15 protein-coding genes are annotated in these 14779 nt (G+C 70.9%); 14 read left to right on the top strand and 1 reads right to left on the bottom strand.

What is annotated here, in order from left to right:
- Window positions 1–263 precede the first annotated feature (263 nt).
- The gene (locus ABEB28_RS41930) at window positions 264–1181 is read left to right on the top strand and encodes a PHP domain-containing protein (RefSeq protein ID WP_345733896.1); all 918 of its coding nucleotides are present in this window, start codon (window positions 264–266) and stop codon (window positions 1179–1181) included.
- A 16-nt stretch (window positions 1182–1197) separates the two neighbouring features.
- Here ABEB28_RS41930 and ABEB28_RS41925 read toward each other — a convergent pair whose 3' ends face one another.
- Window positions 1198–2424 carry a GAF domain-containing sensor histidine kinase gene (locus ABEB28_RS41925; RefSeq protein ID WP_345733895.1) on the bottom strand — a complete coding sequence of 409 codons (1227 nt, stop codon included), beginning with the start codon at window positions 2422–2424 and terminating at the stop codon, window positions 1198–1200.
- Window positions 2425–2632: 208 nt separating this feature from the next.
- Here ABEB28_RS41925 and ABEB28_RS41920 point away from each other — a divergent pair, with 208 nt between their 5' ends.
- The 13 genes from ABEB28_RS41920 to ABEB28_RS41860 all read left to right on the top strand — a co-directional run bounded on the left by ABEB28_RS41920 (window position 2633) and on the right by ABEB28_RS41860 (window position 13590).
- Window positions 2633–3550 carry a flagellin N-terminal helical domain-containing protein gene (locus ABEB28_RS41920; RefSeq protein ID WP_345733894.1) on the top strand — a complete coding sequence of 306 codons (918 nt, stop codon included), beginning with the start codon at window positions 2633–2635 and terminating at the stop codon, window positions 3548–3550.
- Window positions 3551–3711: 161 nt separating this feature from the next.
- The gene (gene fliD / locus ABEB28_RS41915; RefSeq protein WP_345733893.1) at window positions 3712–5061 is read left to right on the top strand and encodes a flagellar filament capping protein FliD; all 1350 of its coding nucleotides are present in this window, start codon (window positions 3712–3714) and stop codon (window positions 5059–5061) included.
- 34 nt (window positions 5062–5095) lie between these two features.
- On the top strand, window positions 5096–5482 hold the full coding sequence (fliS, locus tag ABEB28_RS41910) for a flagellar export chaperone FliS (RefSeq protein WP_345733892.1): 387 nt from the start codon (window positions 5096–5098) through the stop codon (window positions 5480–5482).
- Between the two features lie 2 nt (window positions 5483–5484).
- Window positions 5485–5805 (top strand): hypothetical protein, encoded by a 321-nt coding sequence (locus ABEB28_RS41905; protein WP_345733891.1) that lies wholly within the window; start codon window positions 5485–5487, stop codon window positions 5803–5805.
- Window positions 5806–5955: 150 nt separating this feature from the next.
- On the top strand, window positions 5956–6351 hold the full coding sequence (flgB, locus tag ABEB28_RS41900) for a flagellar basal body rod protein FlgB (protein ID WP_345733890.1): 396 nt from the start codon (window positions 5956–5958) through the stop codon (window positions 6349–6351).
- A 46-nt stretch (window positions 6352–6397) separates the two neighbouring features.
- Window positions 6398–6802, top strand: coding sequence for a flagellar basal body rod protein FlgC (locus ABEB28_RS41895; protein WP_345733889.1), 405 nt, complete (start codon window positions 6398–6400; stop codon window positions 6800–6802).
- Entirely contained in the window at window positions 6802–7221 is a 420-nt protein-coding gene (gene fliE / locus ABEB28_RS41890) for a flagellar hook-basal body complex protein FliE (RefSeq protein WP_345733888.1), read from the top strand. Before ABEB28_RS41895 ends, fliE begins: the two co-directional genes overlap by 1 nt.
- A gap of 17 nt (window positions 7222–7238) precedes the next feature.
- A complete protein-coding gene (gene fliF / locus ABEB28_RS41885) occupies window positions 7239–8855 on the top strand; it encodes a flagellar basal-body MS-ring/collar protein FliF (protein WP_345733887.1) in 1617 nt (538 codons plus the stop codon).
- The gene (fliG, locus tag ABEB28_RS41880; protein WP_345733886.1) at window positions 8852–9865 is read left to right on the top strand and encodes a flagellar motor switch protein FliG; all 1014 of its coding nucleotides are present in this window, start codon (window positions 8852–8854) and stop codon (window positions 9863–9865) included. Before fliF ends, fliG begins: the two co-directional genes overlap by 4 nt.
- On the top strand, window positions 9849–10574 hold the full coding sequence (locus tag ABEB28_RS41875; protein ID WP_345733885.1) for a FliH/SctL family protein: 726 nt from the start codon (window positions 9849–9851) through the stop codon (window positions 10572–10574). The genes fliG and ABEB28_RS41875 overlap by 17 nt, the downstream gene beginning before the upstream one ends.
- Window positions 10571–11923, top strand: coding sequence for a FliI/YscN family ATPase (locus ABEB28_RS41870; protein WP_345733884.1), 1353 nt, complete (start codon window positions 10571–10573; stop codon window positions 11921–11923). Before ABEB28_RS41875 ends, ABEB28_RS41870 begins: the two co-directional genes overlap by 4 nt.
- Before the next feature lie 11 nt (window positions 11924–11934).
- Window positions 11935–12408 (top strand): flagellar export protein FliJ, encoded by a 474-nt coding sequence (locus tag ABEB28_RS41865; RefSeq protein ID WP_345733883.1) that lies wholly within the window; start codon window positions 11935–11937, stop codon window positions 12406–12408.
- A gap of 156 nt (window positions 12409–12564) precedes the next feature.
- Complete coding sequence (locus ABEB28_RS41860; protein WP_345733882.1) at window positions 12565–13590, top strand: transglycosylase SLT domain-containing protein; 1026 nt, start codon at window positions 12565–12567, stop codon at window positions 13588–13590.
- Window positions 13591–14779: the final 1189 nt, after the last annotated feature.

Below are 14779 nucleotides of genomic sequence, written 5' to 3'. Positions count from 1 at the left end.
ACAGCCAGCTCGACCCGGAGCAGGTGAACGGAGCCGACCGGCCGGAAGGTTGCGTGGCTCGTCGGCGCGCGGCGTACTACGCCGACGTCGCCACCCGCGGCGACCTCCGCTCCCGTCTCTCCCACACGACCCCATTGGGAACGCCTACGCGGGCAGCCGGGTAATCGATTTTGACGCGCGCGAAGCGCGCGTGTTTCGCTACGGCGGTGGAGCCCCTCGAGGGCGGCGCTGCCGTCCGTCGCAGTGAGGGCCGCGACCGTTCTGTGGTCGCAACCGAGCGAGACGGCCGGCAGCGTCGTTCTGGAGGGGCCGTGCAGTATCCGCCGGATGGGCATGTTCATACGCAGTTCAGCTGGGACGCGCCGTTCGGGAACATGGAGCGCACGTGCGCGCGCGCCGTCGAGCTGGGGCTGCCGTCGATCGCGTTCACCGAACACGCCGACTTCGGCATCACGACGCTGGTGGACGCCGAGCGTGAACTCCCCGCCTGGCTGGCGAAACACACCGACGCGCACGGCGTGATCACTCCCCCGGCGCTGAACGTCGAGGGGTACCTCGCCGAGGTCGCGCGGTGCCGCGAGAAGTTCCCCGATCTCCGCATCCTGACCGGCGTCGAGCTCAGCGAGCCGCACTGGCACACCCGCCGCACCGCCGAGATCGTGGATCTCGGCGGATTCGATCGGGTGCTCGGCTCCGTGCACACGATCAGGCATGCCGAGGACCCGGTCGACGGCCCCGCCGGGACCCGCGTCCGGGAGTACGACGCCGGCGACGCGTACTCGGCGCTCGCCGCGGAGACCGTCGTCCGGGACTACCTCGCGGAGGTGGCGCGGCTGGCCACCGGGTCGGACGTCTTCGACGTGCTCGCCCACATCGACTACCCGATCCGGTACTGGCCGGCCGCCGCGGGCCGGTGCGACCCGCGCGCGTTCCAGGAGGAGTACCGCTACGCGCTCCGCGCGCTGGCCGGCAGCGGACGCGCACTGGAGGTGAACACCCGGGTGCCGCTGGACCCGGTGATCGTCCGCTGGTGGCGGGAGGAGGGCGGGAAGACGCTGGCGTTCGGCAGCGACGCGCACCGGCCCGAGCACCTGGCCGACGGCCTCCGCGACGCCGCCGCCATGGTCGAAGCCGCCGGCTTCCGCCCCGGCGCCCACCCCCACGACCTCTGGCGCGCGTGAAACGCCAGGCATCGCGCTACGGCGATGGAGCCCGCCCAGCCGCGCACAGAGTGAGGCGGACCGTGGTGCCTTGGGCAGGCTCGCTGTCGATCGTGATCCGACCGCCGTGGGCCTCGACGATCGCCCGCACCACCGTCAAGCCGAGCCCTACGCCCTGCACCGCATCCGCATCCGCCTCCGCCGACCGGTAGAACGGGTCGAACAGCCGCGGCAGGTCCTCGGCCGCGATGCCGGCCCCGGTGTCGCTGACCACCACCGCGGGATCCGGGTTGTCCTCGACCCGGACCCGGATCTCCCCCTGCGCGGTGTACCGGATCGCGTTGAGCAGCAGGTGTCGCAGCGCCTGCTCGAGTGGGCGGCGGGCCGCCGATACGACCACTCGCTCCGGCGCTTCCAGCACCAACCGCACCCGCTGATGGTCGGTGAGCGGCCGGTTCTCCTCGACCACCGCGGTGACCAGCGCGGCGAGATCGACGTCGGCCAGCCGGAGGCTGAACGCGCCGGTCCCGAACTCGGCCGCGGTGAGCATGTCGTCGACCAGGTGCAGGAGCCGCTCGGAGTTCCGCTGCATCACCCCGAGGAACTGCCGGGCCAGGACCGGATCGAGCCGATCGGAGTCGTCCAGCAGGACCTCGAGGTATCCGCGGATCGACGACAGTGGCGTCCGTAGCTCGTGGCCCACCGTGCTGAGGATCCGATCTTTGAGCTCGTCCAGCTCCTGCGCCCGCCCGGCGTGACCAGCCGCTTCGTGCGCGTAGCGGCGCAGCTCCACCTCCGCGGTGGCGTGCCGCGCGAGCGCGCGCAGGGCCCTGCGCTGCGCCGCGCTCAGCGTGCGCGGCGTCCGGTCGAGCACACACACGGTGCCGAGCGCGTGCCCGTCGCTGACCCGCATCGGCGACCCCGCGTAGAACCGGATGTACGGTTCCCCGGTCACCATCGGGTTGTCCGCGAATCGGGCGTCGTCGCGGGTGTCCGGGACCTCCAGCAGGTCGGGGACGTCGAGCGCGCGGACGCAGAACGACGCGTTCAGAGCGGTCTCCTGCGGTTCGTACCCGACCCGCGCCTTGAACCACTGCCGGTCCTCGTCGACCAGCGTGATCAGAGCGATCGGCGCCTCGCAGATCTCGGCCGCGAGCTGCGCGATCGAATCGAACTCCGGTTCCGCGCCGGTGTCCAGGATCTGTTGGTCGCGGAGGGACCTCAGCCGGTTCGCCTCCTGCGCACTGCGCTGCGGACCGCCCATGCGCCCATAGTGGCAGCTCATCGACGCATAACGCGTGAACACGCGCGGTTTACCATGAAACCCGCATTCGACTCAAAGACAGCGGCGGCGGGTTCGGGGGAATCTTTTTCGCGAAACACTCAGACGAGCGGCGGGACGGGCGATGACCTCAGTGTTCGGCCCACGGAAGGGCCGATGAGAAGGACCATTCGTCCAGGAGGAAACCGCAATGTCCCTTCGCATCAACACCAACGTCTCCGCAGCGAACGCCTACCGGAACCTGTCGGTCAACGACAAGTCGGTCTCCGGCTCGCTCGAGAAGCTGTCCTCCGGTCTGCGGATCAACCGGGCCGCGGACGACGCGGCCGGCCTCTCGATCAGCGAGGGACTGAAGTCGCAGATCGGTGGCCTCACGGTCGCCGCTCGCAACGCTCAGGACGGCGTCAACGTCGCCCAGACCGCGGACGGCGCGCTCAACGAGTCCTCCGCCATCCTGCAGCGCATGCGTGACCTCGCTGTCCAGGCGGCGAACTCCGGTTCGCAGGACGTCGACGCGCAGAAGGCCGCCGACACCGAGTTTTCGGCGCTGGGCAAGGAACTCACCCGCATCTCCAGCAGCACGATGTTCGGTAGCCAGTCGCTGCTCGGCGGGGACTACGAGGGCAAGTTCCAGGTCGACTCCGCGTCGGTCAACACCAACGCTGCCGCGCAGATCACGCTCGACCTGAGCGGCGGCAACATCGAGACGATGACCGGCTACGCCGGGGCTCCCGGCACCGGTATCGAAGGCCTGGACGCCGAGGGCCTCGGCCTGGGTGACCCGGAGGCCGCCGACCCGACCACCCGGACCAACCTGCTGTCCGACACCGCAGCCGACGACGCGATCGAGCGGCTCGACAACGCGATCAAGGGCGTCTCGGCGGTCCGCTCCTCGATCGGTGCGATCCAGAACCGGTTCGAGCACACGATCAACAACGTCAACGTCGCGATCGAGAACCTGAGCGCCTCGAAGTCGAGCATCACCGACACCGACATGGCGTCGGAGATGGTGAAGTTCTCGAAGAACCAGATCCTGTCGCAGGCCGGCACCTCGATGTTGGCGCAGGCCAACCAGAGCGGTCAGGGCGTCCTTCGGCTCCTTGGCTGACCTGACCGGTAATCGCTGAGCTCCCGCACCGGAGCTCATCGGCTTCGAGAGCAGGGGCGGTCCGCGGCCCGCGGACCGCCCCTGCCCGTTTTCGCACCGGATTCTGCCTCTTCACCGAGCGGCCGGTCCGTCGTACTCGTACCACCACAGGGGGAACCGCAATGGTCACCAGCATCGGCGGCCTCTCCAGCGGCATCGACACCACCTCGCTGATCAACTCGCTGATGCAGGTGGAGGCCCAGCCACAGAACTCGCTGCGCGGCAAGGTCTCGGACGTCACGACGGCCAACACCGCGTACCAGACCGTCAACACGAAGATGAAGTCGCTGCTGACCGCGGCGCAGGACCTGCTCAAGGCCGACACCTGGAAGGCGGCCAAGGCGACGTCCAGCTCGACCGACGTCACGGTCACCGCCTCGCCCGGGGCGCTGAGCGGCGACATGACGTTCAACGTCACGACGCTCGCGAAGGCGCACCGCATGACGTCGGCCTTCGCGGATGCCAACACGGCCGTCACGCCGAGCGGCAGCTTCGACATCACGATCGGCGACCAGGTCACGTCGATCGTGCTGGACCCCGACAAGAACACGCCGCAGGGCGCCGCGGACGCGATCAACAAGGCCAACCTCACGTCGAACCTCGGCGTCCGCGCTTCGGTGGTCACGACGGCCGACGGCCCGGTGCTGCAGATCGCCTCGACGAAGACCGGCGCCGCGAACGCTTTCCAGGTCACCGGCATGTACGACCCGCCCACCGTGATGACCGAGGGCAGCGACGCGGAACTCGTCGTCGGCGATCCGAACGCCGGTGGCTTCAAGGTGACGAGTAGTAGCAACACGTTCACCGGTGTGATGCCGGGCGTCACGATCACCGCCACCAAGGCGCCCGCCGAGGCGACGGTCGGCGTCGTGGCCGACACCGACACGATGGCCGCAAAGATGCAGGCGCTGGTGGACGCCGCCAACGGCGCGCTGGCCCAGATCAATCTCTCGTCCGCGAGCACACCCGGCACCAGCAGCGGTGCGAAGTCGAGCAGCGGGCCGCTCGCCGGCGACTACACGGTCCGACAACTCGCCGGCAAGATCCTCAGCGCGGTGAGCACCGGGGCGGACAAAGCGGTCGCTGGGCTGGAGAGCTTCGGGAGCTTCAAGAAGCTCGGCGTCGAGCTCACCCGGGACGGGAAGCTCACGTTCAACAAGGACACGTTCGTCTCGGCCTACAACACCAACCCGGGCCAGATCAAGGAGGCCGTGACCACCGGGCTCGCGAAGACGATGGAGACCGTGGGGAAGGCCGCCACCGACTCGATCGACGGTGCGCTGACGACGAAGATCAAGAGCAACGCCACGATGATCTCCCGGCTGAACAAGGAGATCCTCGACTGGGACACCACTCTGGCCAACCGCCGCACCGCGCTCCAGCGGCAGTTCACCGGCATGGAGAGCGCCCTGTCCAAGATCTCCAGCCAGTCCAGCTGGTTGGGCAGCCAGATGTCCGGCGGCGGCTCGTGACAGGTGCTACCCGTACTCGACGAAGAAGGTCGTGATGAGCTACCCCGCAGGTGCGATGCGCGCCCGCTACCTGGCCGACAGTATCAACACCGCGTCGCCGGCCAAGCTGCTGGTGATGCTCTACGACCGGCTCGTCCTCGACATCACCCAGGGCGAGGAAGCCATCCGGGAGGGCAACCGGGCGGTCGCCTCCGAGCGGCTGATGCACGCCCAGGACATCATCGGCGAACTGCTCGCCACGCTCGACCTCACCGCGTGGGAGGGCGCCGACAACGTGGCCGCGCTCTACCGCTGGATGATGCAGGAACTCGTGCAGGCGAACATCAAGCAGGACGCCGGGAAAGCGGCGTCGACGCGTGACCTGGCGAGCGAGCTCCGGGACGCCTGGCGCGAGGCCGCGATGGCCGTCGGGTCGGCCTGACCGTGAACGACTGGCGATCGGCGTGGGTCGCCGCCCTCGACGACCTGGAGGCGGACATCGCCCAGGTCGAGGAGTTGTTGCGTACCGACCAGTTCGTCCGGGACACGCCGCCCGCCGACCCCTGGACGCCACCGGAGGGTATGGGGCCTCTCCCGCTCGACCTGCGACCGCGGGCCGACCGCATTCTCGCCAGGCAGATCGCCGCCGCCGAGGGCATCGCCAGGGCGATGGCGGTCAACCGGCGGCAAGCCGCGATGACCAGCCGGATCGAGCTGTTCGACAGCGGCGCCGCGCCCCCCGCGTACCTCGACCGAGCGATGTGACCGCTCCCGATTTGCTCCCGGAATCGACCGAATCTCTCAGGAACGGGCCGGGAACGCCGTAAGGACTTTTGTTCCACCGGTGAGCACGGATCACTCGCCGCAACCGCCACGGATCGGCGCCCACGAACGATGGAACGGAGGCGTCGATCCGTGTTCGAATCGGTCACGTCCACCGTGCTCAAGACCGCCCTGGACGGTCTGGCGATGCGGCAGCGCGTCACGGCCGACAACATCGCCAACATCAACACACCGCAGTTCCTCGCCGGACGTGTCCAGTTCGAGGACGCCCTGCGCCAGGCCGTCGAGGCCGGACAGGGGTTCAACGGCGAGACGCGGGCGCAGATCAGCCGGGCCGCGCTGGCCGACCAGGCGACACAGCCGTCGCTGGCCCGCTCGCTGGAGCCGACCCGCACCGACGGCAACAACGTCAACCTCGACCGCGAAACCATCTCCAACATCGACACCCAGCTGCGCTACTCGCTGATGATCCGCGCGATGGACGACCAGTACGGCGGCATCCGCACGGTGGCGGCGAGCGGCGGCTGATCAGCCGACTCGAGGATCGGCGCGACGACGCAGAAGAGGAACCCGCATGACGCTCTTTCCCGCCATCGGCATCTCCGGCACCGGCGTCACGGTGCACCGGAAGTGGCTCGACGCCATCTCCGACAACCTCGCGAACATCAACGACGTCCGCCCGACCAGCGGCGAGGCCTACCGGGAGAAGCAGGTCATCGCGCAGGCCGTGGACTACGGCGACGGCACCGGCGGTGTTCAGGTCGGCGGCATCGTCGAGGGCAACCCCGAGGGTCGCCTGGTCTACGCGCCGGACAACGCGCTCGCGGACGCCGAGGGTTACGTCCGGATGCCGGACATCGACCTCGCCGACCAGATGGGGCAACTGCTCATGGCCCAGCGCGGTTACCAGTCGAACCTCGCCGTGATCGACCGAGCCCGCGACTCGTACCAGGCGGCGATCCAACTCGGGAAGGGCTGATGAGCATCCCACCCCTCGGCGCGGTCGGCTCGCTGAACGCGATCGGGCTGTCCGGCAACACCATCGGGGCCGCCGACCCGATCGCGCCCGTCGTCGTCCCCGGCCTGAGTACTGCAGGGCTGGGGGTCACCGGCACCGGCGGCAGCGCGGCCACCGCGCTCGACGCCGCTGCGAACAACGGTGACGCCACCTCCGAGAGCGCCCGGGGCTTCGCCGCCCAGCTCGCCGAGAGCCTGCAGAACCTCCAGGGCCTGCAGAACCGGAAGGACGAGCTGGCGGTCCGGGCCGCCAGCGGCAACCTCAACGACGTGCACGACTACACGATCGCCGCGACGGAGTCCTCGCTGGCCACCCAGGTGACCGTCGCGGTGCGGGACAAGGCCGTGGCCGCGTTCCAAGAAATCATGCGGATGCAGTGAAAAGAAGGCTGGAGTAGATGGTCGACCGCCTCAAGCGCGCACTGCGGCGCGGGGTAGAGGGCTTCAGAGCCTTCTCCCCGGGCCAGAAGGCGGTGATCATCATCGCGGTCATCGCCCTGGCGGTGGGCGGATACTTCTTCGCCGCCTGGGCGTCCAAGCCGACGATGGCCCCCCTGTTCAGCAACCTGTCCCCCACCGACGCGTCGGCGATCGTCGAGGACCTCGGCGCTGCGAACGTGCAGTACGAGCTCACCGACGGCGGCGGCACGATCATGGTGCCGCGGGACCAGGTCTACGAGCTGCGCATCCAGATGGCCGGGCAGGGGTTGCCCGCCGGTGAGGACACCGGGTACTCGCTGCTGGACAAGCAGGGCGTGACGACGTCGGAGTTCATGCAGCACGTCAGTTACCAGCGCGCGCTGGAGGGCGAGCTGGCCAGCACGATCAAGTCGATCGACGGCGTCGAGGCCGCGACCGTCCACCTGGCGCTTCCGCAGAAAGACGTGTTCGCCGACGACGAGCAGCGGCCGACCGCGTCGGTGCTGGTCAAGACCGCGGCCGGGAGGGATCTGACCGACAGTCAGGTCCAGGCGATCGTCAACCTGGTCTCCTCCAGCGTCGAAGGCATGGACGCGAAGGACGTCACGCTCGCCGGCGCCGACGGCGCGGTACTGGCCAAGGGCGGCCAGACGACGACCGCGGCCGGCGGCGATGCGAGCACCAAGCAGACCATGGCCTTCGAGGGCAAGATGCAGGACTCGATCCGGTCGATGCTCGAGCAGGTCGTCGGCAAGGGCAAGGCGGCGGTCACGGTCACCGCCGACCTCGACTACGACAACACGGAGACCAAAACCCAGACCTACAACTCGGACGCGAACACGCAGCCGCTGGCCGAGTCGCAGAAGACCGAGACGTTCTCCGGCAACGGCACCGCGGTCGGCGGCGTCCTCGGACCGGACAACATCCAGGTGCCGGCCGGGCAGAACGGCGCCAACAGCTACGAGAACAGCACTACGACGCGGAACAACGCGGTCAACTCGGTGACCGAGACCCGCAACTCGGCGCCGGGTGCGATCCGCCGCATGGGCATCGCGGTTCTGCTGGACTCCAACGTCGCCGCGTCCGCCAACACCGCGCAGATCCAGACGCTGGTGCAGTCCGCGGCCGCCCTGGACGCGACGCGCGGCGACAGCCTCGCGGTGACCGCGCTGCCGTTCGACACCACGGCGGCGAACGAAGCGGCGAAGGAGTTGGCCGAGTCCCAGGCCGCGGAGAGGCAGGCCCAGCTGATGTCGACGATCAAGAGCGGCGCCGCGATCGGCCTGATCGCGCTGCTGATGCTGATCGCCGCGTTCGTCAGCCGCCGCAACCGCAAGAGGCAGCAGCGATCCACGCTGACCCCGTCCGAACGGCTCCAGCTGGAGGAGATGCAAGCCGCGCTGGAGCGGGAACGGGTGCGCGAGCTGGAGGCGGCGAACACGCCCCAGGCGCTGGAGGCCGGACCCACCCGCCACGGTCCGGACAAGGACACCCGTCAGCGGGAGATCGCCGAGATGGTCGAGCGCCAACCCGAGGAGGTGGCGCAGCTGCTGCGGAGCTGGCTCGGTGATCGGCGCGAGAAGGCCCGCCGATGAGCACCACGGAGGAGCTTTCCGGGCTGCGCAAGACCGCGATCCTGCTCGTCCAGATGGGCAAGGACGCGTCGGCGAAGGTCCTCGCGCAGATGCGCGAGAACGAGATCGAGGAGTTGACCGCCGAGATCGCGCGGCTCGGCCAGATCGAGACCGAGCTCGCCGACGACGTCCTGTTCGAGTTCCACGACCTGGCGACCGCGAACAAGTACGCCGGGCAGGGCGGCCTCGACTACGCGCGCGACCTGCTGGAAGCGTCGATCGGCGCGGAGCGGGCCGCGGACATCGTCGGTCGGCTCTCCAAGAGCATCGCCGACGTCCCGTTCAACTTCCTGCAGCGGGCCGAGCCACGACAGTTGCTCTCCTTCCTCCAGGACGAGCACCCGCAAACGATCGCGCTGGTACTGGCCCACATGACCGCGACCCAGGCGTCGGGCATCCTGTCCGGGCTCTCCCCGGAGCTGCAAGCCGACGTCGCCAACCGGATCGCGGTGATGGACCGGACCTCGCCGGACACCATCCGGCAGGTCGAGGAGACGCTCGAACGCAAGCTGTCCTCGGTGCTCCAGCCGGCCGAGATGTCGACGGTCGGCGGCCTGCAGCCGCTGGTCGAGATCATCAACCGCGCCGACCGAGGCACCGAGAAGATGATTCTGGAGGGCCTGGAGTCGCTCAACCCGGAGCTCGCCGAAGAGGTCCGCAGCAAGATGTTCATGTTCGAGGACATCGTGGGCCTGGAGGACCGGTCGATCCAGCTGGTGCTGCGGCAGGTGGAGTCCGCCGACCTGGCGACCGCGCTCAAGGGCGTCACCGACGTGGTCCGCGACAAGATCATGCGCAACCTCTCCGGCCGGGCGTCGGAGAACCTCGCGGACGAGATCGAGATGCTCGGCCCGGTCCGCCTGCGCCAGGTGGAGGAAGCCCAGGCGAAGGTCGTCCAGAACATCCGGGCACTCGAGGCGTCCGGCCAGATCACGATCCGGCGCGGAGAAGACGATGAGTTCGTCCCCTGACCCGACCTCGACCGGTTTCCTGCGCGGTGCGGCCGCGCAGGGCGCGGTCAGCGCCTCGTTCGACACCAACCTCGGCAGGCTGGGCGCGCGGGTTCCCCGGGCCGCCAGCGTCGACGCGGAGCTGGCCGCCGCGAAGGAGGCGGCGAAAGCCGCCGGTTACGCGGCCGGATGGGCCGAGGGACGCCGAGCTGCGAAGATCGAGGCAGAAGCCGCCCGCAAGGCGGCCGACGAGGAGACGCGGCGTTTCCAGCAGGCCCGGCAGGCCGCGCTGCAGCGGGCGCTGCAGACGGTCGGCGCGGCCGCGGCCGCGCTGGAGCAGCGGGCCGTCCCGAGTGCGCGCGAGATGGAGGACGAGCTGGTCAGCGCCGCCTTCGTCCTCGCCGAGGCGGTGCTCGGCCGGGAGCTCGCGCTCGCCGACTCCCCCGGCCGGGACGCGGTGGCCAGAGCCTTGGAACTGATGCCGGTGGGACGGCCGGTGCTCGTCCGGATCAACCCGGCCGACTACGCGACGCTCACCGCCGAGGCCGACCACGAGGGGCCGCTGGTGATCGACGGCCGGACCGTGACGCTGGAGCCCGATGCCTCGCTGGCCAGCGGCGACGCGATCGCCGAGAGCGACGCGACGGTGGTCGACGCCCGGCTGTCCGCCGCACTGCTGCGGGTCGGTGAAGCGCTGGGGATGGTAGACGCGGAGAGTCAGCCGTGGTGACCCGGCTGCTCCAGCATCGGCTGGCGCCGGCACTCCGGGCGGCGCGGCCGGAGGTCACCGGCCGGGTCGACTCCGTCCTGGGTCTGTCGGTATCGGTGGTCGGTGTCCCGGGCCGGGTCGGCGACCTGGTGCGGATCGGCGGGGTCGGCGGCATCGCCGGCGTCCGCGGTGGCGCGATCGCCGGCGACACGAACACGGTCGCGGCCGAGGTGGTGGCGCTGGACGGCGCCCGGCTCTCCTGCCTGCCGCTCGGGCCACTCGGCGGCGTCGGCGCCGGCGACCGGGCGGTGAACACCGGCGCCCCGCTGCAGATCCAGGTCGGCGAGTCCCTCCGCGGCCGCGTGCTGGACGGCCTGGGACGGCCGATGGACAACGGACCGACGCTGACGAACTGCGAGTGGGTTTCGGTCGAGGGTGAGCCCCCGTCGGCGATGGAGCGCGGCCTGATCCGCTACCCGCTGCCGCTCGGCGTTCGCGCGCTGGACACGCTGGTGCCCTGCGGCCGAGGCCAGCGCATCGGCATCTTCGCCGGATCCGGCGTCGGCAAGTCGAGCCTGATGTCGATGATCACCCGCGGCACCGAGGCGGAGATCACGGTCGTCGCGCTGATCGGCGAGCGCGGCCGCGAGGTCCGTGAGTTCCTCGAACACGACCTCGGTCCCGAAGGCCTCGCGCGCGCGGTCGTCGTCGTGGCGACGTCCGACCAGCCGCCGCTGGTGCGGTTGCGGGCCGGCTTCGTCGCCACCCGCATCGCCGAGTGGTACCGCGACCGCGGCAAGGACGTCCTGCTGCTGATGGACAGCCTGACCCGGACTGCGATGGCCCAGCGGGAGGTGGGCCTCTCGGCCGGGGAGCCGCCCGCCACCCGGGGCTACCCGCCCTCGGTGTTCGCGCTGCTCCCCCGGCTGCTGGAGCGGGCCGGGCCGGGGTCGGCCGGCACCATCACCGGGCTCTACACGGTGCTGGTCGAGGGCGACGACCAGAACGAGCCGATCGCCGACACGGCCCGGTCGATCCTCGACGGGCACGTGGTCCTCGATCGGAAGCTCGCCACCTCCGGCCACTTCCCGAGCATCGACGTGCTGGAGTCGGTGTCCCGGGTGTCCGGCGCGATCACCACCCGCGAGCAGAAGGCGATGGCCACCGAGCTGCGACGGCTGATGGCCGCTTACCGGGACGTGCGCGAGCTGGTGGAGATCGGCGCATACGTCCCGGGCACCAACCCGGACGCCGACCGCGCCCGGGAGCTCTGGCCCGCGATCAACGCGTTCCTGCGGCAGACGCTGAGTGACCCGTACCCGGCCGGCGCCGCCTGGGAGGCCCTCGCCCAGCTGCTGAACTCCGGATAGGCGCCAAGGACATGCCGAAGAAGAGATTCCGCCTCGCCACCGTGTTGCGTGCTCGGCAGGCGAAGGAAGACGCGGTCCGCGGCGAAGTGCTCGCCGCGCGGGCCGCGCTGCGCGAAGCGGAGCTGGCGGCCGAGCGCAGCGGCGAGGTGCTGCGCGGACGGCACCTCCCGGACGCGGCGCTGGCCCGGACGTACATCGCCGCGATCTCGGCCAGGCAGGCGCTCGCGAGCGAGCTGTTCGCGGCCAACCGCGTCACCGCGGCGGCGCAGGAGGCGGTCGCCGAGAAACTCCGCGAGTACACCGACGCCTCCCAGGCCCGGCGCGCGGTGGAGAAGCTCAAGGAACGGCACGCCGCCGAGCAGGCCGCCGCCGAGCTCGCCGAGGACCAACTCCTCGTCGACGAATTGGCGACAACCCGAAGGTCGCGGGTCAAACCGCCGATGAAGAGTACGGAGACTCCTGTCGAGGGCAACGACGCGCCGTAGCAGGGCCTCCCGGCGGTGCGTGGGGGCGCTACCGCCCGCACGGAGCACGGACCCGGCACGGATGCCGACCCCGAAGTCACACGAGAACGTCCCGCTGCCCTCCGGCAGCGGGCGCGGGGGGCAGCGTTGACCGGACTGGCTGAGGTCTCTTCACGGATGCTGGCGATCCAGACCCAGATCGCGCAGACCGCCACCCGGTTCGGCGCCGGAATCGGCCCGACCGGCTTCGCGAGCGCCCTGGACGCGGCTCGCGCCGACGCCGCCGGGTCGGTCGACGCCGGCGCGGGCACCGCCGGCAGCAGCACGGCCGCGCGCGTCGGCAATGCGCTGAACCCGAGCGGCCCGACCGGCCTCGACGTCGTCAGCACCGCACGCAAGTACCTCGGCGTGCCCTACGTCTTCGGCGGCACCGACCCCGCGAAAGGCCTGGACTGTTCGGCGCTCGTCCAGCGGGTGTTCTCCGATCTCGGCGTCGACCTGCCCCGGCTGGTTCGCCACCAGCGTCTGGAAGGCACCGCGGTGCCCTCGATGAAGCAGGCGAAACCCGGTGACCTGCTGGTCTTCGACGGCTACGAGCACATCGGCATCTACGTCGGCAACGGCAAGATGCTGCACGCGCCGGAGCCCGGCGAGCGGGTGAAGATCGGCCCTGTCTACGAGACGCCGACCTCGATCCGCCGGATCCTGCCGCCCGAGGAACTGCGGAACTCGGCGCTCGACTCCGCGAGCGGCCTGCTGCGCACCGCCGCGCTCGGCGAGTCGTCCGCCGGTGGCGGCGGGGGTGTGCTCGCCGGTGTGCCGTACGCCAACCTGTTCACCAGCGCCGGAGCCCGCCGCGGTATCTCGCCCGCCCTGCTGGCCGCGGTCGCGAAGATCGAGTCGAACTACGACCCGGGCGCGGTGAGCCCGGCCGGCGCCCGCGGCTTGATGCAGATCATGCCGGCCACCGCTCGCGAGCTGGGCGTCGACCCGTTCGTTCCGACCCAGGCGGTGGACGGTGCCGCTCGTCTTCTCCGGCAGCACCTGAGTGAGTTCGGGTCGCTGCCACTGGCCCTCGCCGCCTACAACGCGGGTGGGGGCGCGGTCCGCCGCTACGACGGTATCCCGCCGTACGCGGAGACCCAGGCCTACGTCGTCAAGGTGCAGAACGCCCTTCGCGCGCTCGGAAAGGACGCATCGTGAGCATCCTCCCGCTCCCCGCCGCCACCACCATGAACATGTCGATGGCCGCCGCGAACAGCGGTGCGGCGGCCCGGCTGACCAGCGAGACGGGAACCGACAACGGCGACCGTCAGCGCCAGGAACAGGACGAGCAGTTCGTCTCCGCGCTGCAGGCGGCGTCCGGCAGTCAGGGCGTCGACGACGCTTCCGTCTCCGAGGGCGGCTCCTCGGGAGAAGGCCCGAAGGCACGGAAGGGCAACGCCCCATCGGAGGAGGACACCGACCGGCGTGCGGTCCTGACCGGCCAGACCTGGCACACGACGCTCACCGGCATGCCGGCCACGGATGCCGCGGGCGCGCTGGCGCTGCCCGCGGCGCTGCTGGCCCACGGTCAGCTCGCGCTGGGTACGGGTACCGCCGGAGACATCAACGCGGACGCGCCGCCGGTCGCCGTCGTCGGCATCGGGGTCGTCACCGAGCCGGAGGGCGGCGTCCCCGGCGGCGCTTACAACACAGTGCTCAACCCCGCCACGTTCGCGCTCTCCGGCCTGAAGCCCGGCGGGGCGCCGGGGTTCTCCGGGCTGAGCGGCCCCGCGGGCATCACGGGGTTGAAGGGACTGCCCGGCACCGGCGCGACCGCGCTCGCCGGCGCCGAGGGCGAACCGACCCCCGGAACACCCGGGCTCACCGTGGTGCCTGCCGCTGGGGCGCGGCCGGCGGTCGAAGCCGCGATCACGGCGAACGCCGACAGTGCGGCGCTCGCCGCGGCGTTCACCGGCGAGGGCAGCGTGCCCGGTCAGGCGGGCCCGGCGGTCGGTGACGCGGTGGTGCCCGGCGCGACGGGTGTTCCGGCAGGCGTCCGGGTCGGTGGGGTCGATCTGGGCGCGGCGGCCGGCGCCGTCCCGCCCGGTGGCGCACCGGACGGCACCGCGGGGGTCCCGACGGCCGACGCCGTTCCGCCGGGCGCCCGGCAACTGTCACCCGCCGAACTCGCGGCCACCCAGGCCACCGCGGCGCANCCGCGGCGCAGAACGCGGCCGCCCAGGTGGCGGCGGCTCGGGCCACCGCGACGCAGTTGACGCAGTTCCTCCAGCCCGCCGACACGGCCGGGCTGGCCGCGGCTGGAGTTCCCGGTGCGGCTGGGCCCGTCGGCGCCGCCGGGGCTGTCGGCGCGGCCGGGGCTCTCGGCACGGCCGGGGCGCTCGGCACG

Source organism: Cryptosporangium minutisporangium (genome assembly GCF_039536245.1).
Classification (GTDB): domain Bacteria; phylum Actinomycetota; class Actinomycetes; order Mycobacteriales; family Cryptosporangiaceae; genus Cryptosporangium; species Cryptosporangium minutisporangium.
The sequence above is the reverse complement of the archived record's forward strand: the minus strand, read 5'-3'. Positions and strand labels throughout refer to the sequence as shown.

Bases quoted from the DNA above. Each gene is read 5' to 3' on its own strand.
- ABEB28_RS41925 (WP_345733895.1), bottom strand. From the start codon at position 2,424: ATGGGCGGTCCGCAGCGCAGTGCGCAGGAGGCGAACCGGCTGAGGTCC.
- ABEB28_RS41920 (WP_345733894.1), top strand. From the start codon at position 2,633: ATGTCCCTTCGCATCAACACCAACGTCTCCGCAGCGAACGCCTACCGG.
- fliD (WP_345733893.1), top strand. From the start codon at position 3,712: ATGGTCACCAGCATCGGCGGCCTCTCCAGCGGCATCGACACCACCTCG.
- fliS (WP_345733892.1), top strand. From the start codon at position 5,096: ATGAGCTACCCCGCAGGTGCGATGCGCGCCCGCTACCTGGCCGACAGT.
- ABEB28_RS41895 (WP_345733889.1), top strand. From the start codon at position 6,398: ATGACGCTCTTTCCCGCCATCGGCATCTCCGGCACCGGCGTCACGGTG.
- fliE (WP_345733888.1), top strand. From the start codon at position 6,802: ATGAGCATCCCACCCCTCGGCGCGGTCGGCTCGCTGAACGCGATCGGG.
- fliF (WP_345733887.1), top strand. From the start codon at position 7,239: ATGGTCGACCGCCTCAAGCGCGCACTGCGGCGCGGGGTAGAGGGCTTC.
- fliG (WP_345733886.1), top strand. From the start codon at position 8,852: ATGAGCACCACGGAGGAGCTTTCCGGGCTGCGCAAGACCGCGATCCTG.
- ABEB28_RS41875 (WP_345733885.1), top strand. From the start codon at position 9,849: ATGAGTTCGTCCCCTGACCCGACCTCGACCGGTTTCCTGCGCGGTGCG.
- ABEB28_RS41865 (WP_345733883.1), top strand. From the start codon at position 11,935: ATGCCGAAGAAGAGATTCCGCCTCGCCACCGTGTTGCGTGCTCGGCAG.
- ABEB28_RS41860 (WP_345733882.1), top strand. From the start codon at position 12,565: ATGCTGGCGATCCAGACCCAGATCGCGCAGACCGCCACCCGGTTCGGC.